Source organism: Deferribacter autotrophicus (genome assembly GCF_008362905.1).
Classification (GTDB): domain Bacteria; phylum Chrysiogenota; class Deferribacteres; order Deferribacterales; family Deferribacteraceae; genus Deferribacter; species Deferribacter autotrophicus.
The window spans coordinates 47180-70372 of sequence record NZ_VFJB01000001.1 but is presented as its reverse complement, the minus strand read 5'-3'; the positions used below and the strand labels follow the sequence as shown (position 1 = coordinate 70372).

Here is a 23193-nt window from a genome sequence, read left to right as displayed (position 1 = left end):
AAACAATGAACTGGCATCAGTTTAAAATTGATGAGATTTTTACCAAATTGGAAACAAGTAGCTCAGGTATTAGTAATAATGAAGCTAAAATTAGATTAGCTAATTATGGCTACAATAAACTTGAAAAAATAAAAAAGAAGACAGCTCTCGGCATTTTTCTCTCTCAATTTAAAGATTTAATGATAATTATTCTTATCATATCAGCAATCATTGCTGGAATCATTGGAGAGGCAAAAGATACCATTGTCATTATTATAATTGTGTTATTAAATGCTATAATCAGTTTCATTCAGGAATATAGAGCTGAAAAATCAATCGAAGCATTAAAACAAATTGCATCACCTTCTGCTAAAGTAATAAGAGATGGAGTATTACATACAATATCTTCTACAGATTTAGTACCTGGAGATATTGTTATTATCGAAGCTGGCGACATTGTTCCTGCTGATATAAGACTATTTGAGACCAATTTTCTACAGGTGCAAGAATCCATTTTAACTGGTGAATCTACACCAGTAGAAAAAAAAGCTGAAACTATTTACCAAGAAAATGTGCCAATTTACAAATTGAAAAACATTGTATTTAAAGGAACTGTAGTAACATATGGTAATGCTAAAGGGGTAGTGGTTGCTACAGGAATGAATACTGAAATAGGGAAAATAGCTTCTTTGCTACAAGATCAGGTTGAACTAAGAACTCCACTTCAAATTAGATTAAACAAGTTAGCAAAATACATCACATTTGTAATTTTGATTTTATGTTTAATTATTTTTGTTTTTGGAATTTTGCGTGGACTCGATCCAGTTTATATGCTGTTTACATCCATTTCAGTTGCCGTAGCTGCAATTCCTGAAGCTTTACCTGCAGTTATTACTATTTCACTTGCTTTAGGCGCTAAAAAAATGCTCAAGCTGAATGCTTTAATCAGAAAATTACCTGCTGTTGAAACCTTAGGTTCTGTAACCTATATCTGCTCTGACAAAACTGGAACAATTACTTTAGATAAAATGACTGTAGAAAAAATTTTCGTATACGACGCTGATTTTACAAAAAATATTTTAACATTATGTATGGTGCTAAACAACAATGTACTACAAGATAATAAAGGAAACCCTGTTGGTGATCCAACAGAAGTTGCTTTAATGGGGTTTGGACAAAAGCATAATTTATCCAAGGAATCAGCAGAAGAACAATATTCGAGAGTTGCAGAAATCCCCTTTGATTCTGAAAGAAAACTCATGACCACAATTCACAAAATCAAGTTAAAAGATAAAATTTTTAATAAAAACTTTTTGACCATCTCCAAAGGAGCTATCGAAGAAGTTTTAAAAAGATCCAACTACGTACTACTAGAAAATAAGATAACTACCATTAATAAAGATAAAATTCTAAAAGATGCAAACAAGTTTGCTGAAAATGGGATGAGAGTTATAGCTTATGCTTTTAAATTACTTGATAAATTACCTGAGAATATCGATTCTTCACTGGAAGATGATCTAATTTTTGTGGGTTTTGTAGGGTTAATTGATCCCCCAAGAGAAGAAGTTTTTGAAGCAATAAAAGCATGTAAGCAAGCAGGTATAAAACCAGTTATGATTACAGGTGATCATCCCATTACTGCAAAGGCTATTGCTGAACAAATTGGAATTATTGATTCAAAAGACGACATGATAATCACTGGTGAAGAATTAAAAAAGTTAGATGTAAAAGAATTTGAACATATAATAGATAAAATAAAAGTATACGCTAGAGTAGATTCCGAACAGAAATTAAAAATTGTATTAACACTTCAAAATAAAGATGAATTTGTAGCTGTGACTGGTGACGGTGTAAATGATGCCCCTGCTTTAAAAAAAGCGGATATTGGAATTTCTATGGGTATTAACGGCACAGATGTAGCCAAAGAAGCATCTGATATGGTATTGTTAGATGATAATTTCAGTACCATAGTTAAAACCATAAAAGAAGGACGCAGAATTTATGATAATATTAAAAAATTTATTACTTACACTCTCACAACTAATGCAGCTGAATTGCTTGTAATCTTATTTGCACCGATTTTCGGACTACCTATCCCTTTTGCTCCTATTCAAATACTCTATATAAATCTGATAACAGACGGACTTCCAGGATTGGCGTTTACCACAGAACCAGCTGAAAAGGATGTCATGTTAAGACCTCCTAAAAAGCCTCAAGAAGGGATTTTTACCTCTGATCTCGTTGTCCATATAATAATTTTAGGACTCTTAATGACATCTATAACGTTATTAACGCAATATATTTCCACAATTAACAATATGCACTGGCAAACTATTACATTTACGGTTTTAGTTTTTAGCCAACTAGGAAATGTCTTAGGATTAAGATCAAAAACTGAACCAATATTCAAACTTGGCTTACTGTCAAACAAATTTATGTTATATTCAATAATTTTTACAGCTTTATTGCAACTTTTTGTTATTTACTCTCCTATTATGAATTCAATATTTAAAACATCATCACTAACAATTAAAGAGCTTATATTTACCATTTTAATGTCAACAATAGTTTTCATATTTATAGAAGCTAGAAAAATCCTAAAAAAACAACCATAATTATTTATTTTTATTTAGACTAACTTTTCGTAACATATTATTAAAGCTAAATAATTTCGAATTTTGATTAAAAAGTGTCTTAATTTTTTCATTACTAAAATGATTGATTAGCTCAAAACTTTTCTGCTCCTCTGATTGTTTGTAAAAACAATTTAATGCAAAATAATAATTTAAACCATCACTTTTCATCTAATAATCAACTAACAATGCGCCATTCGGTTCTAGGTTTAATATAAGATGTGTTTGAGTGTATATAACTTGTTGGTAAATAATGGAATTAAAAAACGCCCCCGAGAGGACTCGAACCTCTGACACCGAATTCGCTCATTTTTAAAACAATGCAAAAACGCACAATTACATAGAAGAAAAATTATATACTCATGTTTATGAAAATATTAAAATGTCAAATAAATATAAATCTCGTATAATTTATTTAGAAGCAGATGAAATACATAAGTTAATTGCATACTTAAAATTGTCTGGGGGTGAAGAAGTTTATATCAAGACACTCATAGCTATTGAGACAGGATGGCGTAGAGGTGATATCAATAAATTAACGGTTAAAGACATTGATTTTGTAAATAAGATTATAACAACAACAATACGCAAAAATGGTGACAAACTGGATTCTAAACCGATTACAGAATTTACTTTAAATGAAATAAAAGAATACATTACAAAAAATGATATAACAGATCGATTGTTTAAAACCAGAAACAACTCAAAGGCGTTAAAAACTGCAACAATAAATGCTGGAATTGATAAAAAAGTTACAATGCACGTTTTTAGACATACGTTAGCTACTTTATTAGCTCTAAGTAAAAATTTTTACCAAAAAGAAATTCAAGAATATATGAATCATAGCAAACCTGAGATTATTAATAATTATATTAAGATAGCTCAGGCAAAATTTGATAATAAAATAGATAGCTTTAAAAAAAGTTTATTTCAGCCATTGCTTAAATCCAATAATAATGAATAGAACAAGCAAAAAATGTTGATTATATTAACCAATTGTAATATACTTTTGTTTAATCCATTAAACAAAAGTGTGAGAGCTATCCATGTTAAATTTTCTTACAGAACGATTTGTATTATTACTTACCAGTTTAAACATTCAATACAAACGGTATTTTTTTCATGAAATTGATTTTAATGATAAGTTAATCGGTATTTTAGGTGCAAGAGGGGTAGGGAAAACCACTTTTCTTTTACAATATTTAAAAGAGATTGATATCCCTCTGAATAAAAAACTTTACATTTCTGCCGATTCGATAGAGATGAGTAATTTGTCGTTATTTGAGCTGGCAAAAGAGTTTGCAGCAAAAGGTGGTAAGGTCTTAGCAATAGATGAAATTCATAAATATTCCGATTTTGCCGGGCATTTAAAAGAAATTTATGATCTTCTTGATATAAAAGTTCTTTTTTCAGGTTTAAGTGCTTTGAGGTTAGAACATGCAAAAGCTGATTTGAGCAGACGGGCAGTTCTATACAGAATAAACGGACTATCATTTAGAGAATTTTTGGAATTAAAAACGGGTAAACAATTTAGAAGCTTTTCATTAAAAGATGTTTTAGAAAATCATATGGAAATTGCATATGAAATATTGAAGTCTATAAAGCCGTTGGAATACTTTAAAGAGTATTTACAGTATGGATTTTATCCCTTTTATTTTGAAAATCCTAACACATATTATAAAAAGTTGGAAGAAACAATAAATGTAGTTATAGAATCTGATTTGCCGCTACTGTTTAAGATCGATCCTAAAAATATCGTCAAGCTCAAAAAACTTGTTAAATTAATCTGTTTTTCAAAACCTTATGAGCTTAACCTTTCAAAGCTTGCACAGAAAATTGAAATTAATAGACACACCTTATACCGTTATATTGAATATTTAAATTCTGGCAACATTCTGACGTCATTAAAACCAAAAGTAAAGGGTGATGCTATTTTTACAAAACCTGAAAAAATATATCTGAACAATACAAACTTAAACTACTGTTATTGCAAAGAACAAAAAATTGGTACAATCAGAGAAACTTTTGTGGTTTCACAATTAAGGAATTTCTATGATTTAAGCTATCCTAAAAAAGGAGATATACTGATAAATAATCAATATCTGGTTGAAATTGGCGGTAAGAATAAGGATTTTTCACAAATTGAGGGTAGTGGCTACCTTTTTGTTGATGATATTGAAGTGGGATACGGTAGAAAAGTTCCTTTATGGTTGATCGGATTTTTGTATTAAATTGTTTTTAATTATACAGGGTACGGTTTGTTTATTTGATTGCTTCTATTTGCGAAAGAATATTATCATAATATTATTTATTGCAAAAATCGAAATCTAAGTATATACTATGTATATACAATATATAAAAAAGAGGTAATGATATGGCAATAATCCAAAAATGGGGAAATTCTCAAGGAATCAGAATACCTAAAAGATATTTAAGAAAAATCGGGCTTGATGTGGGAGACACTATTGAAATTGAAATAAAAGGTAACAATTTAATTCTCAAACCGGTAAAATTCAGTAAAAAACCTAAAATCAATATTTATGATCTTTTTGAAAAAGACAAAGATTACCAAACTGAAGAATATGACTGGCAAAAACCGCAAGGAAAAGAAGTATGGTAAAAAGATATGTTCCTGAAAAAGGTGATATCGTTCACCTTGATTTTAATCCTACCTTAGGGCATGAACAAAAGGGAAAAAGATATGCTGTTGTGGTCAGCCATTCTTATTTTAACTTAAAAACAGGGATGAGTTTTGTGATACCGATTACTTCAAAAATTAAGAATTATCCAACTCATGTTATTATTGAGGAAGGCAAGATAAATGGAGCTGCAATGGTGGATCAAATGAGAAGTATAGATTACAAAGCAAGAAATACACAGTTTGTACAAAAGCTATCCGACAGCAAAATGGAAGAAATCTTAGACATAATCGAATCAATAGTTTTTACGGAAGAATAGATACCTGTCATACTAACTGGTTAATAGTTCATTTATATCAGATGTAATAAGTTTAACTTTTTGTATGTAAAATATCTACTAACACAATTACATTTCTTGCCAACGATGATCTTTCAATATATTCCATGTTCCGGAATACGGAATGTTAACAGAATATTTTTATAAAAGCATGGTTTAGGAGTTATATCTGAAAATATTAATCAAGGTATTAAAAGGTGGGTCAATTTTTGTGAAAAAAAAACAGAATAGTTTTATTTGAAAATTTAAGGGGATAAAATATCCGAATTTTTCCGATTATCTAAAACAGTTCTTATTTTTAATACAATAAAATTATCTTTAGGCTGAGAGTTTATTTAAATTGTGTGTTATACTTCTAAAAATTTTAAATTTATATACGACAAGATATGACGTAAAACATATTTATATGCTAATATATAGAAAGGAGGATATCATGAAGCAAGGTATAAAAATTATTAATTTTAAGGAAATGTATGAATTTTTAGTTTTCTTGTTAGTAAAAGCTTATCCAGAGATTCATAAAGACAAAATTATAGATGAATTGAATGATTATACAATTATAGGAATTTGTAACTGCATATCTAATGAAAATGATTATCTTTACGATAATATTTGTGGTTCTTTTTATTTAAAATCACTTTCAGATAAAAAAGGAGTATTTGAAAGTGATGACTGTGTCTTGTTTAATTCTAATATCGGACTTTTCATTTTTCATACTAATGAAAAAGGGCACTTAAAAGAATGTGAATTTTTTTACAGAGCCGAGTATTATCCAGTATTTTTTCTAGATATTGTTAAAAAATTTACAAGTAAATCATATTTTGAGATTATCCTAAAATGTTTAGGTTATAATAATGTAAAATATAGGAATTTAGATTATTTAAAAAATGAATTTCGTATTTCTGATATAGATGTGATAGATGTTGAATAAATTATTCAGTATTTTAGGGGTTTGATGAAGCATAACTTATCATATTTAAATACCGAAAGATTAAATTTTATTTTTTAAGATGTGTACGATTTTGAATTTTACAAAAAAATTGATTTAGAAGAGTTTCAAAACAACCGTCTTTTACATTTAAAGCATACTCTTAAAACAATACAATTATTCAATTACTATCATAGATGGGAAGATTACCACCGCTTGTTTCCGATTATGGAGCCCATTTATAATTTTGAAAGGAATTCTGAGGGAACTTATTTATGGTTAGCTTTAATCTTGGCAATAAAAGATTTGTATGGATTTTCGAATAAAAAGTTAGTTGAGGTTATGAATCAAATAACCATTAGAAAGTAAACAATGCTTTTATAAAAACTGTTAATGTCCTTTAAAAATCCCCACCTTATGGCCCTTAAAAATCCCCAGTTATATTTTACTATTTTTAACAGTTTGTAAATCTTTAATTCTATAACTATTACCTTCAATTTTAAAAATGTAAGAATGATGTACAAGCCTGTCTATAATAGCAGAAGCCAATACAACATCACCAAATATGTTGCCCCATTCTTCAAAGTTCCTGTTAGTTGTGATTATGATTGATTTGCTTTCATACCTTCGTCTAATTATTACAAAGAATTCATCTACATAATTAAGGGCTATTTTCTTAAAACCAACCTCATCAATGATCAACAAATCCACACTTAATAATTCTTTGAGCAAAGTAAAATAACTACCGTCACCTTTTGAAGATATAAGTTTATTAACCATATCATTAGAATGTATAAATAAGACCTTGTATCCTTTTTTTAAAGCCTCCAAACCTATCGCATTAGCAAGATGAGTTTTGTCTACTCCAGGATTGCCCATAAAGATTATATTCTTCTTCTCTTGAATAAACCTGCAACTGCTTAAATCAAGTATTTCTTTTTTATTCAATTTAGGCTGATAACTAAAGTCATATTCCATAAGAGTCTTAGAAGAATCCAGCTTTGATTTAGAGTATCTTTTTTTAAATGAGTTGCTCTGTCTGTTTGATTCTTCATCTTCAAGAAGGAGTGAAAGAAAATCAAGATAGCTTAATTGATTCTCTATGGCATATTGATTCCTGGATTCTAAAGATTTAACCATACCGGATAACTTAAAATTCTTTAATTTATTTATAATTTCTTGCATTTTAATTGATCCTCCCATTTAATATCTCATCATAGATTTGCAAATTATGACCATACCCTGAACATTTTACTGATTCCTCAGGTTCAGAAATAGAATATATCCCTGATTCACATATTTTTTTAACCGATAAATAACTTATTGAATTGTGCTTATTAGCTCTCTTGCAAGCCAAATCGATTATTTCTCTGTCATAAACTTTTAAAAGACTGAATATTCCCTGCATCATTCTGTGATAATGACGAGGTTTTTCTCCCTTTAACCTTTCATAAAATTCTAAAGTGTTAAGGCCTATTTCAAGAGATTTTCTTTTATAGTCACTTTGTGTCAATTTCGGATTATGGGCTTTATTTGTTATAAATTCTCCAGTTAATTTAGATACTGTGTGAACCGCTATTTCCTCAAATTTTTCATTGTAGATTTTCAGTATGCTGCCATTACTGCGAATATTTACCTTACTACCCACATATTTATAAGGCACGGAATAATAATTGTACTTGTAAGTGATATGAGAATATCTGTTTACAATTCTTTCTGAAACTTCATAAACCTCATATCTCTTACCTGGAATGCTTAATAGACAGGATTTCTCTTTTTCCATAAATTGTTCATATGGAACTTTTCTAGTTGTGCCGTGGATTTTCTTATTGCAAATATTTTCCTGCCAATCTCTTAAAATAATTTTTACTTTATCTAAATCTCTTTCTTTGATAGATTTGAAGAAGTTATTCTTAACATATTTAATTCCGCTTTCTACTTTCCCTTTTTCCTGCGGATATCTGACCTTACAGGCAAAAGAACTGCTGCCGTAATACTCAAGCATTGCAGCATACTCTTTCTGAATTACAGGTTCATAAAAATTTGCTTTCAATACTCCAGATTTTAAGTTGTCTATCTTGATTACTCTTGGAATTCCTCCAAAATATTCAAATGCATTAATGTGGCATCTTAAAAAAGTTTCTACGTCCTGACTTCTAACTATCTCATAATATTTATATCTGCTATGAGATAGCACCATGCAGAATATCCAGCACTTTACTTTTTTCTTAACTGACTTATCATAAAAATAACCTATGTAACCGAAATCTACTTGGGCTTCTTCGCCTGGTGGGGAAATTAAAGGGACATAAATTCCATCGGGGCCTTTTAATTTCCTAACATACTTTTTCACACAACTGTAGCTTACGGATAAATCATGGTCTCTTGTTAGTTTCTGATGGATTAATACTGCTGTTAAACCTTCTGAGAGGTATTCAATTATTTCTTCTTTGTAAGCCTCTAAAACACTTACTCTTGAAAATTTGGGTGTTTCTACTTTACCGTCTTTCACTTTGTCCCTTATCTTACGGACTGTCTTACGGTCAATACCCAGTTCCCTGGATATTTCAGAAATATTTTTGCCTTGTGATAGTAAGGTCTTTACTGTGTAATACATTTCTACCCCCAACACTTGTATTCTTACCTCCAAGCTTTTTGGAGGTAAGTTAACATTTTTAGGTGGGGATTTTTAAGGGCCTTTTACTGGGGATTTTTCGGGACTTTAACAGGTATTAACAGCAAAAATAGATAATCTTTTTAAATGGATTTGAAAGAAAGAACAGGCCAAGGTATTATAAAAACTCAAAATATTCTTTTCCAAAATACTCTGATGAACATAATATTTTTGTCTTTGGAAAATTAATATTTCTTCAATGCGATTTAATCGCCTAATTTCCAATCTATTCCCAAAGTGTAACCCAAAGTGTAACCCAGTTTGACTTATGAATTCTGTAACTATCTGATAATTAAGAACGCCCCCGAGAGGACTCGAACCTCTGACACCAGGATTAGGAATCCTGTGCTCTATCCTCCTGAGCTACGGGGGCAAGCTGCTATAATAAAACTTAAAAAACGTATTTTGTCAAGTTTTGTGTGATAATAAAAAGTATTATTTTTTTTATTTATTTAAAATCAATTTAAAAAAATATTATGACTTTTTTGAGAATATTGCAGAAGATATAATGATAGTAACACATTAAATTTTTTAAGATTCATAAATGAATTGAGCATTTTATTTAAACTATATTAGATTATTAAGGTAGAAAAATTGACAGTTAGTACTAATAGGGTTAAAATATAATAATAGTTGTTGATTGGTATAATTCATAAGTTATTTATTTTTGAATGAATTTGTTAGCTATATAAACATAATATAGCTAACAAATGGTACTGATATTATGAAAAAAAATGGATTTACTTTAATAGAACTAATTGTAGCTCTCACAATTTTCTTGATTGCTTTTCTCGGTTTAATTCCGCTTTTGATTAAACAAGTTGATGCTAATAAGATGAATCATCTTAGAAATGTAGCTGTGAATATCGCACAGGAAAAAATAGATAGTTTATCAGTTATAGATTTCAACAGTCTTGCTAATAGCATGGACAATGTTTCTGTTGATAATAATGTGTATCAGGTAACAACAGATGTGATTGATTTAAACACTTATCAGAAACAAATTAATGTAACTGTCAGTTGGAAATATAAATCGAAAGATTACAGGGTAAGTATGAGTTTGGTTAGGAGCAATTAGTGAATAAAAGTGGATATAGCCTAATTGAATTTCTAATTACGATATTTTTATTTGGGATTATTGGGTCCATTGTTTTTGCATTTTATATAAATTTTCAAAATAAAAGTATCAATGAGATTACAAACTCCGATTTATATGAAAGGGCAAATAGAATAATGCTTTATTTGACCAAAGAAATACGTACTGCTGGTTTTATGGTATCTTCTATTCCCAAATATTCTGATAACAGCAAATTAATTATAGAAGGTAAAACTTATGATTATTCTATTGTGCCTGAAAATTTTAGTGGTAATAACGGTAGTGATAATATAACTATTGTAAAGGCAGTATCAAATTTACCTGAAATACATGTTGTCCAAAATTATAAATCCAACAGTAATATTATACTTGTGGATAACGATTTTGGAAATTTTTTTAAAATAGACTCAAGTAAAAACCATCTAATATTTGAAAATCATAAAGTGGTTTATAAAATAACAAATATTACAGGTAAGACCATTACCTTGCAGCGACTCCTAAAAGAAAAGGTACCTAAGAATACAGCTGTTTTAGGAGTTAGGGCATTAAAATTTTATGTAGATGATGGAGCATTAAAACTTAACGATTTTAATGAAATATCTATTATCGACGATTCTATTGATGGCTTGCAGTTTCAATATATTTTGGAAGATGGAAGCATTGTAAACAATCCTTCAGGTTCAACTATAGAAAAGATAAGAGCTATAAAGGTTTTTTTACTTGTTAGAGCTCAGAGAATTTACAAAAACTATAAGGATAGCAAATCTTATATTTTAGCTGATACTGTTTATGGTCCATTTAACGATTCTTATAAGAGAGTTTATTTAGAAAATGTTATTGAGGTTAAAAATTATGCGTATGAATAACAAAGGGATGGCACTGATTGTAATGTTAGGTCTGCTGTTGGGGGTATTTATAATTTCTTCAATAGTGAGTTATAGGATTATAAGGACTACAAAAAGTTCTGGAGCAGTTATTGTTAAGAATAAAACATATTATGCTGCAAATAGTGGGATAGAAAATGCCAGAAAATATTTGAATGATAATTATGTATCCACCAATTATTGGTCATCTTTACTTGATAACAGCACAGATAAATATAATGAACTTTCTAATTTAGCTACTACGATTAATGATGTAAACGTTAAAATTTATATTAAAGATAACAACGATGGTGATAATGATTATGGTAGGGATAGTGATTTGAGGGTCTTTGTATTATCAGAAGCTGCTGCGAATGATGGTACAAAGACCATTATAGAGACAATTCTTTTTTATGATAGTTCTGCAAGCCAGAATTACAAGCAATACGGACAAAATGTCAAGAGGACCAATGTTTCCACGAAAAGTGGTTTGAGCGATATTGCAAATGTTACTCCTTCTTCATTTAATATTGGAGGATATTAGTTATGAGAAGAGTTAAGATATTAAATTTTGTCGTTTTATTTTTTATATTTGTTGTTTTTTCTTTTAATACTTTGGCTGGGCAGAAAACTTTTTCAAAAGGTTCTATAATTATTCCTATGGATCCTTGCTGGCAACCTAATAATGACCCGAATATAGATTCAACTTATGCGCCTGCTGGAGTTTGCGATGCAGATAAAAACGATGCTGGCCTTTTTCAAGCTTATGGTTTGGTTTATGAACTATTACAAAGTGGAGTGCCTATTTACTGGGTTATAAATCCTACTAAAAAACTTCGGAATGAAATTGATTTTACAATAGATGGTGTTAGCACAGCTCCTGTTAAAAAGATAAACGATGACAGTTTGATAGATCCACCTGCCAGGGTAATAGATAATGTTACGTTGAATGCTCATGTAATCGATTATAGAGGAGGTCCTTTTGTTATCGATTATAAAGATATTACACCGACAGTTATAGATATAATAAACAAATATACAAATGTAAAAAAACATGAAGCACTGGTAAATTTTACAGCTCCAGTTGAAAAAGTGCTTGCAAATTTACCTCCAAGAATTGCGGTACTTGGCCAGGGGGCAACCAATGTTTTAATAGATTATCTAATGGCTTCGGGATTGGGTTATAAAACAAATCTTGTTTATGACGTTTTGACGATAGATGATATTATTAATGGCAAGCTTGATGATTATCAGTTGTTTTGGGCACCTCACTGGATAATAGAAAAAGAAATTCCTGATGCTACACGCAGAGCTAATGTTTTATCAAAATTAAGATCATTTGTTAAAAGTGGTAAATCTGCATTTTTGGAGTGTGCTTCAATAGAAAGTATAGAAGGATCACCAAGTGGTGGAGTTAATAATGAAACTCAGCAATATGGTGGATGGTTGACTTCGGATAATTACACCATAAGCCGGATAGAAACTAATATGGGTAGCATGGATATAAATTATATGGCTTTTGAAGATCCTGCTTTCTATTTGAATCAATGTGCAGGTTGGGATTTTGAAGCTTTGGGTGGACATGTTCACAATTTCAGACCAGATCAGTCCAAAAATTATAGTTATAACAACTCTGTAGTTAGATTCATTCATGATATTGATGGTGCTTACAATGGTTATAACCCTGGTTTTGATTATTTTGTTGGTGGTAGAATTAATGGAAGTCCTACTCAAGGATATGTTGCATATCTGGCTGGACATAAATATATTGAATGTCAAGGGGCAAATAATGGTTCTCAAATTTTAGAAGTTGATTTAAAATTTGATAATGCTTTAAATAATAATGATAATATAACTTTCACTGTTAATTATAATACTTCTCAATCCGTAACTGCTTGGTATGTGGTTAATGGTGGTTATGGTAATGCTGATAATGGTGAGTTAAAGATAATTTTGGATGATGCAACTTTAAAGAAAAACAATGAACTTAAAACAATTTATATTAAAAATGATAGTGTAAGCAAAGTAAATATCGATTCTTTAGTAGTTCATATCAATACCAGTGGATTAAAATTAGACATCAAAGATGTAAATCAAATTTCTGGGAATAAAGATTTGTGCAAAGATTTGACTTCAAACATTCCTAATTATACTTACAGTTGTTCTACAAATATCACTTTGGATAGTTCTGCCACTTCGGGAGAAATTAGCACATGCAATGTGAATTGGTCTCAGAAAAATAAAAGTAAATCAAATACCTGTGGAATAAGATATGTTTTGAACACTGTTCTGGGGTTGCAGTTTACAGTAATTTCTAAAGAGTATGTTACTTCATCTCCCATAATAGATAGTGGGATAATGTATATAGGTTCTTTTGAATTTCCTGCACACAGGGGGCATCTTAAGGCTTTTGATTTGACAGATAATGAAACGTATTTGCTTTGGGACGCTGCAAACAGTATACCATTAGCTGGAACAACAGGTAATCTTTATGCTCCATCAAAAGATAACGGCTATCGATACATTTTTACAAACGATGGTAGCAATAAAATCAGTTTTGATTTGAACAATACCTTGGCGTTGTTAAACAAGCTTAATGTTACAACAGAAAATGAGGCAAAAGTCCTTATAAACACCGTGAGAGGCAGATTTGGTGCTTCTTTAACGAATATTAATGGTACTGGAGAGATAACTTACAAGTTGTGGGGGATTCACAACTCAACCCCTGCAGTTGTTGGTGGCACACCACTAATCCCAGGTGAGGAACATCGGGATAAAATTATTTATGCTGGTGCTGATGATGGTATGTTGCATGCTTTTTACGGAGGATCCTGGGATGCTGCAAATAATAAATATACCGCAGGTAATGGTAAAGAAATATGGGCATTTATACCTTCATCATTACTTCCGTATCTGAAGGATCAACCATTCAATGACAACAACAGGGATGCTGTTGTTAGCGTTGATGGAGCACCTGCGGTTGGAGATTTTTTTGTGGACATTGATGGCGATGGTGTAAAAGAATGGCGAACGATCTTGGTTGGAACAGCAATGGTTAAATCGTTAAATCAAGGAATAATTTTTGCTCTTGACATAACAGATCCTTACAATCCTAAGGTTTTATGGGAAAAAATGTATCCGGCAGAAAACATGGGCAATTCAAAGGGGGTTGCCATTGGTTCTTTGAATATTGGTAATAAGATTGTGAACTATGTATTTTTAACCTCAAATTTCAAGGATAAGATTCTGGATAATGGGACAGGTAATGTGAACGGTAGTTATGGCATCAATGCTTTTGCTTTAGATTTATTAACAGGGGATATTAAATGGAAATTTGAAAGTTTATATACAGGTGATGCAGTTAATGTAAATGAAACGCCAGCTATCCCATCATTGATGGATTTAGATAACAATGGAAATATTGATTATGTTGTTTTTGGTGATATGGCTGGTAGACTATGGGTATTGGACGCACAAACTGGAAGATCGATAATTGTTGATAATGATGAGGATGTGCCAGCTTATGTCGTGCCAAATGGGGCAAATGAACCAATAGGTTCAGGTGTAGCGATTTATAATAACACTGTAATATTTGGCACAGGTGGAGCTGAGTTTGCTTCAAATACATTAAACTATCATCTATATGCTGTAGAAATAAGTAGAACTTCAGCAAAATTGTTATGGGAATATGAGCTTGGTGTAGGAGAAAAAATATGGGTGTCACCTACTGTTGACAAATACGGAAATATCTATTTTGGTACTGGTATTGGTTATTCTAAACAGAAAAAACCTGATGAATTGGAAACAACCGTTGGAAGAATAGTTATTTTAGATAAAAAGGGTAATCTTTTAAAGTCCATTGATACTGAAGGTGCTGAACTTGGTAACATCGATGTTGATTCTGGAATAGCTGTGGCTGTTTCATTTACTGGTAATGTATATAAAATGGGCAGTGCTAATCAAAATGCTAATAATACTGGATCTGGTAAGCTTCTTGTGAAAGTGTATTCATGGAGAATTAGATAGTGAATAAAAAAGGGTTTACCTTAATAGAAATGGTTGTTTTGTTGTCGATTATCTCTATTTTATTTGGAATAGCTATATATTCATACAAAACTATTAATCGTAAATATTCAATAAAACAAGAGGTTTATAAACTCTATGATGATTTAAAATATATTCAAACTCTTGCGGTAAATTTGGGTGCTCATAGTGTTGTAAATGGTAAATTGATAGAAAAGATGGTGTATGTTGTTTTTGATGAAGATCAAAATTCATATTTTGCCTATAAATGGGAAGATTTTGACAATGATAAAGATTTTGATAGCAATGAAATTGAACTTTTGCTATCCAATAAACTGAAGAACAAAGTAACTTTTTCAAAGTTGTCTGGTGTCAACAAATCTGCCTGTTACAATAATGGAACTTCTCCTTCAAAAGATGTTTCTTTTAATATTATAGATCATATCCCTTGTAATGGAAAATCTTGTTTGGAAATGGATGATTATGGGTTTGCTATCAATAATGGTTCGATTTATTTGTCAGATGGTTTTGAAAGCTATGCAATATCAGTGAGCAAGGCTGGGAATTTTAGGATCTGTCGTTGGGATGATAAATTGAAACAATGGCAGTTTTATTATTGATTAAAACAAGTTAGCTTCTTTCGATTTATTTCCTAATTTAATTGGAAAATAAATATTTTTAATTGTCAAAATTATGTGATATACTTAATTATAAGTATGTATATACGTGAGGTTGTGAATGATGAGATTATTCATGCTATTTATTTTCATTTTATTTTTTTCATTTGTTGGTTTAAAGGGGTTTTCCTTAGATAATTTTTTACTCAAGGGTAGAATTGTTGAGTTAAAGCGTGACTATGCCATCGTGAATGTTAATGCTGGCAATTGTGTTGGACGAAAGAAAGTGTATTTTGCCGAAAAAAGTATTCTAAGAGAGTTGAAGGTTGGTGATAGTGTAGCTTTTCTTGTTGAGGAAAATATATGTAAAAAGGAATTTAGAGAGATGACTTCGAACTTTGAGAGGGGAATAAAATGAAAAGTATATATAAAATTTTGTTATTCCAAATTTCCATTTTGTTTTTATTTTCTCTAAATGTTTATTCACAAAATAGTTGTCAGGATTATACATATATTCCACCTACTTTCAGTGCAGTTGTACCACCAACTGTTATGATAGCTCTTGATGTTAGTGGAAGTATGAGCTGGGATGCTTATTTAGATCCAAACTATGATAGTTCTGTTGTTTATGAAGGTTTTTTTGATCCTGAAAAAAATTATAAAAAAATAAATGGAGTATGGTCAGAAACTACTCTATCGGCTTCAAGTTGTCCATCTCCCGACGCGTTTTATTTAGATAGCTCTGGAAATAGAATAATAAAAGCTTGCTGGAATAGCTGGTGGTGGCCAGATACAAATGAAGATTGTTTAGATACATCAAAAGTATATTCTGGAAACTGCTTAAATTATTGGATATTAGCTAGAATAGATGTTTTTCGTTGGGCTATGACTGGTGGTGTGCCAGATTCTTGTCCAAATGGTGCTACTGGTAATACTCAAAAATGTGATCCTGAAATTGCATGTAGTGGAGATAGTTGTATAATTAAAACACATTGGAATGTAAAAATAGAGTCATTAGTTTATGATAATGTTAATCATCATGGAATAATGGATGCTGTTTTATACAAATTGAAGGAAAAAGATTTAAGACCTCGTATTGGTATAATGTTTTTTGCCGGAGATGGTATTACTAGTAATGGAAGAAGCGTATATGTCGGTGATTTTTTAACGGCTAACAGTACTGATGACATATATCCTTACAAAAATTTAATTACATCAATTAATACGGTGGATGTAGGTGGGGCAACACCATCTGGTCCAGCAATGTGGGATGTTTGGAATTATTATTTACAAAATGATCCGCAGTATGGTGGTTTAGATCCAGACGATGGCTCAATTGAATCTAATCATTTTAAAGATCCATTATGGATTTGTACTAATGGAGAAGGAACGGGATTGCAATGTAATTTTGCTCCTTGTTCAAGTAATTACGTGATACTTGCTTCTGATGGTCAGTGGAATACCCCTTCTAATGATATTGCTGAACTTGACTCAAATGGTAATTCGCCTGATCCTGTTGTTCCTGCAAGGGAAATGCATATTGGAGCTGTTAGAAGCAAAGACAATGTGTTTGTTAAGATAGATGCTGTATATACACTTGGCATGTTTTTGGGGGGAACTGGTGAGCAGTCTTTGAAAAATGTGGCGATGTATGGTACTTTTGATAAAAATGTATCTGGTATGGATTGGCCAGGAGGAACAACGCTTGATGATTTGAATGTTTTCGGTGCAGATTCAAGATATCCTGATGATTCATGTAATATGGATGATGCTGGTGATGGTAGAGGAAGTGGATGTGAACCTTTACCAGCTTCTCAACCTGATTGGGATCAAGATGGAAACGGTTTGCCTGATACATTTTACAGTGCTAAAGACGCCAGAGAGCTAAAGGAAAAACTTGAAGCAATTTTTAGTGATATCTTAAGAAGAGCATCATCTGGAACATCTATTGCAACCGTTTCTACTGAGAACAGAGAATCTTCAATGTTATTTCAGGCTTATTATTATCCAGCATTGTATGACAACAACTCTGGAAATGAAATAAGCTGGATAGGTGATGTAAGGACGTATTTCCTAGATGACAAAGAAAATATTAGAGAAGATACAAATACTGATGATAAGCTATCACTGACAGATGATAAGATATTGATTTTTAAGTTTTTGGATATTTACGCTAAAACGATGGGTTTTAAAATTGACGATGCTGATGCTGATTTAATTCCTGATAAATGTGAAATTACAGATACTGATAAACCATATGAGTTAATAGATTTGAATCCTATTTGGAGTGCATCTGAATATTTAAAAAACCTCAGTACAGACAATCGTGACATATTCTTGATGTATAACAATACAAAAACTTTATTTAATCCAACTGACACTAATGTTGTAGACTATTTAGCATCTATATGGAATATGACTACCACTGATACAGTAAAGCTTATGAAGTTTATAAGGGGATATGATTTTCCAGCTGATACGACATATAGAAGTAGGCATTTTATCAATTCTACATCAAGCGAAATATACGGAAACGTCTATAAATTGGGTGATATTATTAGCTCAACACCACGTGTTTTGAAAGATAGCAGGGTGAATCAGTATGATATTATTTATAGAGACCAGACATATTATAGTTTTATAAATTCTGAAACTGTAAGAAATCGGGCTAATGTAGTTTTTGTTGGTGCAAACGATGGTATGGTCCATGCTTTTTTTAGTGGTAAGATTCAAAGTAGTAATGATCTTAATTATGAGGCAGAGGTTAATAATGTTGTTGAAAACAATACAATAACCTTAGGTAAAGAACTGTGGGCATTTATACCAACAAATGTATTGCCATATCTTAAATGGTATTATGAGGAGGGTAAAGATTGTCATGTTCCAAAGGTAGATTATCGTTTTATGCTTGTTGATGCATCTATAGGTGATGATGTTAATAAATCAGATTCTTGGAGAACTCTTCTTATTGGTATGATGGGATTTGGGGGTAAGCCGATAGACATTGATAATGATGGAAATTATGATTATTCGTCATCTGTCTTTGCCATTGATGTTACAGATCCATTAAATCCTAAGGTTTTGTGGGAATATAAATTGCCTGACTATTCTTTGACTTTATCTTTTCCTGGTGTGATAAGAAAAGGAGAACCTGCATCTAAAGGGGAGTGGTACTTGATTTTTGGGAGTGGTCCTTTAAATCCTGAAGGCTCAAATTTTGTTTCTTCTGCAAATATTTTCATTTTGGATCTTAAAACTGGTGTGTTAGTTAAACAGATTTCAGTTGATACAAAAGTTGCAATTGGTGATGTTGAAACCCTTGATGTGGATCATGATTATCAGGTTGATATGGTTGTGTTTGGCTCTTATGGTGGTGCATCAAGTCAGATTGGAAAATTGTATTTTCTTAATCTTCGTGATTCGACTGGATATAAAGATATAGCAAGTTTGAAAGTTGCTGATTTACAAGCAGTATTTGATGTACAACGGCCAATATTCAGTAAAGTAGCTAATACTATTGATGATGATGGTAAATTGTGGCTTTATTTTGTTACAGGTAGATTTTTAAATACCGATGATAAAGTTGACAATTTATCTCAATATATTGTTGGAATTAAAGATTCCGACGGTGTTTGGAAGACTTCTTCTAATTTTAAATTGAGCTTTAATGACCTTTATGATTCAACCGATGCTGTTGTTGAAGCGAATATTTCAAAAGTAGAGTGTTTTTGTTTGGGTGTAAAGTGTGGTGATGCAAGATTAGATTTAACAAGTTTAACATACACCTGTGATAAAGGTTATCCCATAGTGACTGAAACTACTGGGGATTTGCTTATTACTGAGACATTAAATGGTGTGACACCATCAGTTGAGGCATTTGCTAATGCTTTGACTACTCCTGTGAGTAGTGATGGCTTGGGCTACTCTGGATGGTATTACAGACTTGGAGATAGGGAAAGAGGATTTACCCAACCATTTATTGCTGGTTCAATTGTTGATGTACTTACGTTTACTCCAAACAATGATTTGTGTAGTTATGGTGGTACAACAAATCTGCATGCTATGTATTACAAGAGTGGTACGCCAGGACCACAACCTATGTTTTTGCAAGAAAACCAAAATATTAGCATAACAACAGATACTCAGGGTAATATTGAACAGAAAATTACATTTATAAAAAGTCTTGATTTGGGAGTGGGTGCACCACCTATAGGAGAAGGTATTACAGCTACGCCAATGGAAGAAAAGGGGGAATATGTTAAGTTAATACAGACATCTGTTGGCACCATCATAAAACAGAAACAAAAAGGTGAAGATGTATCAAGTAAGCTTTTATTTAGGATTATGAGATAGATTATGAGGATAAATAAGGGTTTTACATTAATAGAATTAATGGTAGTAATAACTATCTTTGTTATACTGATAAGTATTGCATTTATAGCTGGTTCTAAATTTATAAACAGGATTAAATTGAATGAAACGGTGGATAAAATTATTTCTTTAATAAATGATGCGCAAAAATTATCAATACTAAAAGGGGTCGAATGTGATCCCGTTGATAACTGTTCATACGACCTATATGGTATTTGGTTTAGTAGTAGCGGGTATTCTCTTGTCAGATATAGTTCTACAACTTGGCCACCTGCAGATGATACAGATGTTGTTAAAATTGAAAATTATACTTCAAAATTTTTGATTTCAACAAACGACAATATTAGTTTAATCAGTGGGCTTGTGCTATTTAACAAAAAAGGGATGCCAAATTATAATTTTGATGTTACCGGCGGGATAAATTTGACACAGCCCTTTGTCGTTACAGTAAGTGGATATTCTTTGAGTAAAAAAATAACAATAGATCAAACGGGAAATGTTCATGCTGAATAAAAAAGCTTTTACCTTGATAGAACTCATGATTGCTATTTTGATATTTTTGATAGCTATACTCGGGCTTGTGCCTGCTTTTATCAATGCTGTTAAGATAAACAAAATTAATGAAGTCAGAGATAAAGCATATTTGGCTTTAAATAAGAAATTGATTGAAATAGAAAGTATGGATTTTAACAGTCTAGCTAACGATAATGGAACGATTACTATAGATAACACTGATTACAATTATACGATCAATGTTATTGATGATAGCAGTTCAATAGGGAAACTTAAAAAGGTGGTAGTAACAGTTAAATGGACAAAACCATATTACAATGAAGAAAACAGTATATCTGGTACGATATATGTGAGGGCTAAAAATGAATAAAAAGGGAATGACGCTGATAGAACTTATTGTTGGAATGGGGTTATTCGTCATAATTTCTTCTTTTATCTATGTTACATACAATACTTTTTATAGAAGCGGGACTGTTCAGATTGCTGTAAGCAAAACTGCTGATGATATAAGATTGACTGTTTTGAAGCTTGATAAGCTTATAAGGTCTGCGGGTTTTGGTATTGATAGAAACAATGTTGACAATGCTGTAAATGTGATTGGTGATACCTTGACATTTTATACCCTATTTGGTGATGAAACAGATTCTGGAGCGTGGGAAGTATGTTCTGGAACAAAAACATTGAATGTTCCTTGTGTTGAATTGAGTGAGAATAAGGTATTGAAAGGAAAATTAAGTGCTACAGATACTTTTTGTAATAAAGGTGATATTTTAATTAGGTGCAGAGATGCCAATAATGATGGTGTTTGTGATGATCCATATTATTATATCAGAACGATAAAATTAAGTGTAGACCAGCCTTATAACGATTGTGCTGCAGATACATACAATTTGTTATTGGATGATAATGTGATATTAAAATGCGTTGCCGATGTGAAATTTGTGTATGACAGTAATAGTAAAGTTTTGAAAATGGGATTTATTGTGCAAAATGGTAATAGGAGAAAAACTCCTTTAAGTAAAACAATTTCTTACACAATCGATAACTCATCTTATGCAATATCAGGAAATTTAGCATATTATAGGTGGATAATAATTGAAGATATCATTTATCTGGAGAATTTATGATGAATAACAGGGGCTTTATATTAAATACTATATTGATATTTGCTGTTGCTTTGCTTTTATTAGTAGGATCTTTATATTTTGTTTTAACAAGCAGTACTAAGTTTTCGGGTGAATTTAAAAGATTCGCCAACTTGAAAGAAGCTACGAATTCTGGGGTTGATATTGCTGTTCATCTTTTAAAAAACTTTGAAAGTTATGATAAGGTATTTGTCTCATTTAATGATATTAGCATAAGATCGGTATCAGATCCTGATGAAGTGTGTGGTTTGGGAAATACTTTTGATATAAAAAAATACCTAATACTATCTGATCCTAATAACGATACTTGTAAAAGCTTGTTGATGTCAAAAGACAATTACTGGATTGAATTTATACAGGGAAAATATGAAATAAAAATTTATCTGATAAAAGAATACCAAGGTTCAATTGCCGGTGCTGGTGGTGTTGCTTCTTTTCCTCCAAGTGCTGGTTCAAATGTGGCTAAATACAAATATTTAGTAAAGATTATATCGATAGGTGAAGATAAAGTTACTGGTTCGACGTTAAGGGTTGAGGGATTGTTTAGATTGAGCCTTTAAGATTAAAAAAATCATTATACATATTACCTATCCATTCGTGCAGTGTTTTACATGTATACATGTATCATATAAATAGCTTATTTTGGCATAAGACTATCAAAGATATAATTGTTTCTGTTAGTTTTAAAATCTATAGGTGCGACAAAAATATTTAAACCAGCTTTTTGTAAAAAATAAATATAAGGGTAACATTAAATGTGTTTATTAATGATGTCAAAAATACCCGTCCGCCGTTGGGCGATACATTAGGTTCTAAAAAAGAAAAATACTCTACAAATATTAATATTTAAAAAATGCTAAAATCATTAATTAAGTTAATTTTAGAAATGATATTGTAAGAAAGAAATTACTAAAGAAAAATTCAATAACCAAGGGTAACGGTTATTACAAGAGAGAGTTGAAAACAGAGCTTGGATATTTAAAAAGATGCTTGGGTTTTAAAAACTAGGAACAGTAATTTGTCAGGTAAGCTTATGTTATATCGTAATAGAAGTACACTAGGTTTAGATGAGATTATAAAATCTCTAATTACATCAGGAATATCATCTCGCTAGCAGGCCGGGCTATTATGTGATGTTTTGAGAATTAGGCGAGAGGTATAAAAGGTGATAGTTATGAAACTGTCAATATTTTAATCAATAGTTAGAGCAAAATTATATCTCACAGAAAATATAGGTCAATAAATGTTACGCTTTAATAAATATAATTATTTGATATTTCTTGCAAGTTCTGCAACTTTATATTATTATATTTCACAGGAAAATATCAAAATAAAGCAAAAATTGAGATATGGTGTGACTTAAATATCTTAAAGA

The 23193-nt window shown here is 31.1% G+C and carries 19 protein-coding genes and 1 tRNA gene; 17 read left to right on the top strand and 3 right to left on the bottom strand.

The genetic code is table 11. The features are described from left to right. Positions 1 to 5: 5 nt before the first annotated feature. The 6 genes from FHQ18_RS00325 to FHQ18_RS00295 all read left to right on the top strand — a co-directional run bounded on the left by FHQ18_RS00325 (position 6) and on the right by FHQ18_RS00295 (position 6519). Positions 6 to 2594: a calcium-translocating P-type ATPase, PMCA-type gene (locus tag FHQ18_RS00325; protein WP_149265178.1), complete on the top strand. Its 2589-nt coding sequence runs from the start codon at positions 6 to 8 to the stop codon at positions 2592 to 2594. A 400-nt stretch (positions 2595 to 2994) separates the two neighbouring features. After that, positions 2995 to 3576 (top strand): tyrosine-type recombinase/integrase, encoded by a 582-nt coding sequence (locus FHQ18_RS00315; protein ID WP_149265176.1) that lies wholly within the window; start codon positions 2995 to 2997, stop codon positions 3574 to 3576. Positions 3577 to 3658: 82 nt separating this feature from the next. Next, positions 3659 to 4843, top strand: coding sequence for an ATP-binding protein (locus tag FHQ18_RS00310; protein ID WP_149265175.1), 1185 nt, complete (start codon positions 3659 to 3661; stop codon positions 4841 to 4843). 143 nt (positions 4844 to 4986) lie between these two features. Further along, a complete protein-coding gene (locus tag FHQ18_RS00305) occupies positions 4987 to 5232 on the top strand; it encodes an AbrB/MazE/SpoVT family DNA-binding domain-containing protein (RefSeq protein WP_149265174.1) in 246 nt (81 codons plus the stop codon). Then, positions 5226 to 5570, top strand: a complete 345-nt coding sequence (locus FHQ18_RS00300; RefSeq protein ID WP_149265173.1) for a type II toxin-antitoxin system PemK/MazF family toxin — start codon at positions 5226 to 5228, stop codon at positions 5568 to 5570. Before FHQ18_RS00305 ends, FHQ18_RS00300 begins: the two co-directional genes overlap by 7 nt. Before the next feature lie 451 nt (positions 5571 to 6021). Next, complete coding sequence (locus FHQ18_RS00295) at positions 6022 to 6519, top strand: hypothetical protein (RefSeq protein ID WP_149265172.1); 498 nt, start codon at positions 6022 to 6024, stop codon at positions 6517 to 6519. Positions 6520 to 6954: 435 nt separating this feature from the next. Here the strand turns inward: FHQ18_RS00295 and istB are convergent, their stop codons facing one another. The 3 genes from istB to FHQ18_RS00280 all read right to left on the bottom strand — a co-directional run bounded on the left by istB (position 6955) and on the right by FHQ18_RS00280 (position 9563). Then, positions 6955 to 7701: an IS21-like element helper ATPase IstB gene (gene istB, locus FHQ18_RS00290; protein WP_223144558.1), complete on the bottom strand. Its 747-nt coding sequence runs from the start codon at positions 7699 to 7701 to the stop codon at positions 6955 to 6957. Between the two features lies 1 nt (position 7702). Next, positions 7703 to 9133 (bottom strand): IS21 family transposase, encoded by a 1431-nt coding sequence (gene istA, locus FHQ18_RS00285; RefSeq protein WP_149265170.1) that lies wholly within the window; start codon positions 9131 to 9133, stop codon positions 7703 to 7705. A 356-nt stretch (positions 9134 to 9489) separates the two neighbouring features. After that, positions 9490 to 9563, bottom strand: a tRNA-Arg gene (locus FHQ18_RS00280). Positions 9564 to 9914: 351 nt separating this feature from the next. On the opposite strand from FHQ18_RS00280, the gene FHQ18_RS00275 reads away from it, so the two are divergent. From FHQ18_RS00275 to FHQ18_RS00225, 11 genes are all read left to right on the top strand, one after another. Continuing rightward, positions 9915 to 10268, top strand: coding sequence for a type II secretion system protein (locus FHQ18_RS00275; protein WP_149265169.1), 354 nt, complete (start codon positions 9915 to 9917; stop codon positions 10266 to 10268). Further along, complete coding sequence (locus FHQ18_RS00270) at positions 10268 to 11152, top strand: PilW family protein (RefSeq protein WP_149265168.1); 885 nt, start codon at positions 10268 to 10270, stop codon at positions 11150 to 11152. Before FHQ18_RS00275 ends, FHQ18_RS00270 begins: the two co-directional genes overlap by 1 nt. After that, the gene (locus FHQ18_RS00265) at positions 11145 to 11693 is read left to right on the top strand and encodes a hypothetical protein (protein WP_223144557.1); all 549 of its coding nucleotides are present in this window, start codon (positions 11145 to 11147) and stop codon (positions 11691 to 11693) included. The genes FHQ18_RS00270 and FHQ18_RS00265 overlap by 8 nt, the downstream gene beginning before the upstream one ends. Before the next feature lie 2 nt (positions 11694 to 11695). After that, positions 11696 to 15175 carry a pilus assembly protein gene (locus FHQ18_RS00260; protein WP_149265166.1) on the top strand — a complete coding sequence of 1160 codons (3480 nt, stop codon included), beginning with the start codon at positions 11696 to 11698 and terminating at the stop codon, positions 15173 to 15175. Beyond that, entirely contained in the window at positions 15175 to 15792 is a 618-nt protein-coding gene (locus FHQ18_RS00255; protein WP_188020296.1) for a pilus assembly FimT family protein, read from the top strand. Before FHQ18_RS00260 ends, FHQ18_RS00255 begins: the two co-directional genes overlap by 1 nt. A gap of 118 nt (positions 15793 to 15910) precedes the next feature. Continuing rightward, positions 15911 to 16207 (top strand): hypothetical protein, encoded by a 297-nt coding sequence (locus tag FHQ18_RS00250; protein WP_149265164.1) that lies wholly within the window; start codon positions 15911 to 15913, stop codon positions 16205 to 16207. Beyond that, positions 16204 to 20142, top strand: coding sequence for a pilus assembly protein (locus FHQ18_RS00245; RefSeq protein WP_149265163.1), 3939 nt, complete (start codon positions 16204 to 16206; stop codon positions 20140 to 20142). The genes FHQ18_RS00250 and FHQ18_RS00245 overlap by 4 nt, the downstream gene beginning before the upstream one ends. A gap of 3 nt (positions 20143 to 20145) precedes the next feature. Then, positions 20146 to 20673: a pilus assembly FimT family protein gene (locus FHQ18_RS00240; protein WP_149265162.1), complete on the top strand. Its 528-nt coding sequence runs from the start codon at positions 20146 to 20148 to the stop codon at positions 20671 to 20673. Then, the gene (locus tag FHQ18_RS00235; RefSeq protein ID WP_188020295.1) at positions 20663 to 21043 is read left to right on the top strand and encodes a prepilin-type N-terminal cleavage/methylation domain-containing protein; all 381 of its coding nucleotides are present in this window, start codon (positions 20663 to 20665) and stop codon (positions 21041 to 21043) included. The genes FHQ18_RS00240 and FHQ18_RS00235 overlap by 11 nt, the downstream gene beginning before the upstream one ends. Beyond that, positions 21036 to 21800: a PilW family protein gene (locus tag FHQ18_RS00230; protein WP_149265160.1), complete on the top strand. Its 765-nt coding sequence runs from the start codon at positions 21036 to 21038 to the stop codon at positions 21798 to 21800. The genes FHQ18_RS00235 and FHQ18_RS00230 overlap by 8 nt, the downstream gene beginning before the upstream one ends. Beyond that, positions 21797 to 22378 carry a hypothetical protein gene (locus FHQ18_RS00225; protein ID WP_149265159.1) on the top strand — a complete coding sequence of 194 codons (582 nt, stop codon included), beginning with the start codon at positions 21797 to 21799 and terminating at the stop codon, positions 22376 to 22378. The genes FHQ18_RS00230 and FHQ18_RS00225 overlap by 4 nt, the downstream gene beginning before the upstream one ends. Positions 22379 to 23193 lie beyond the last annotated feature (815 nt).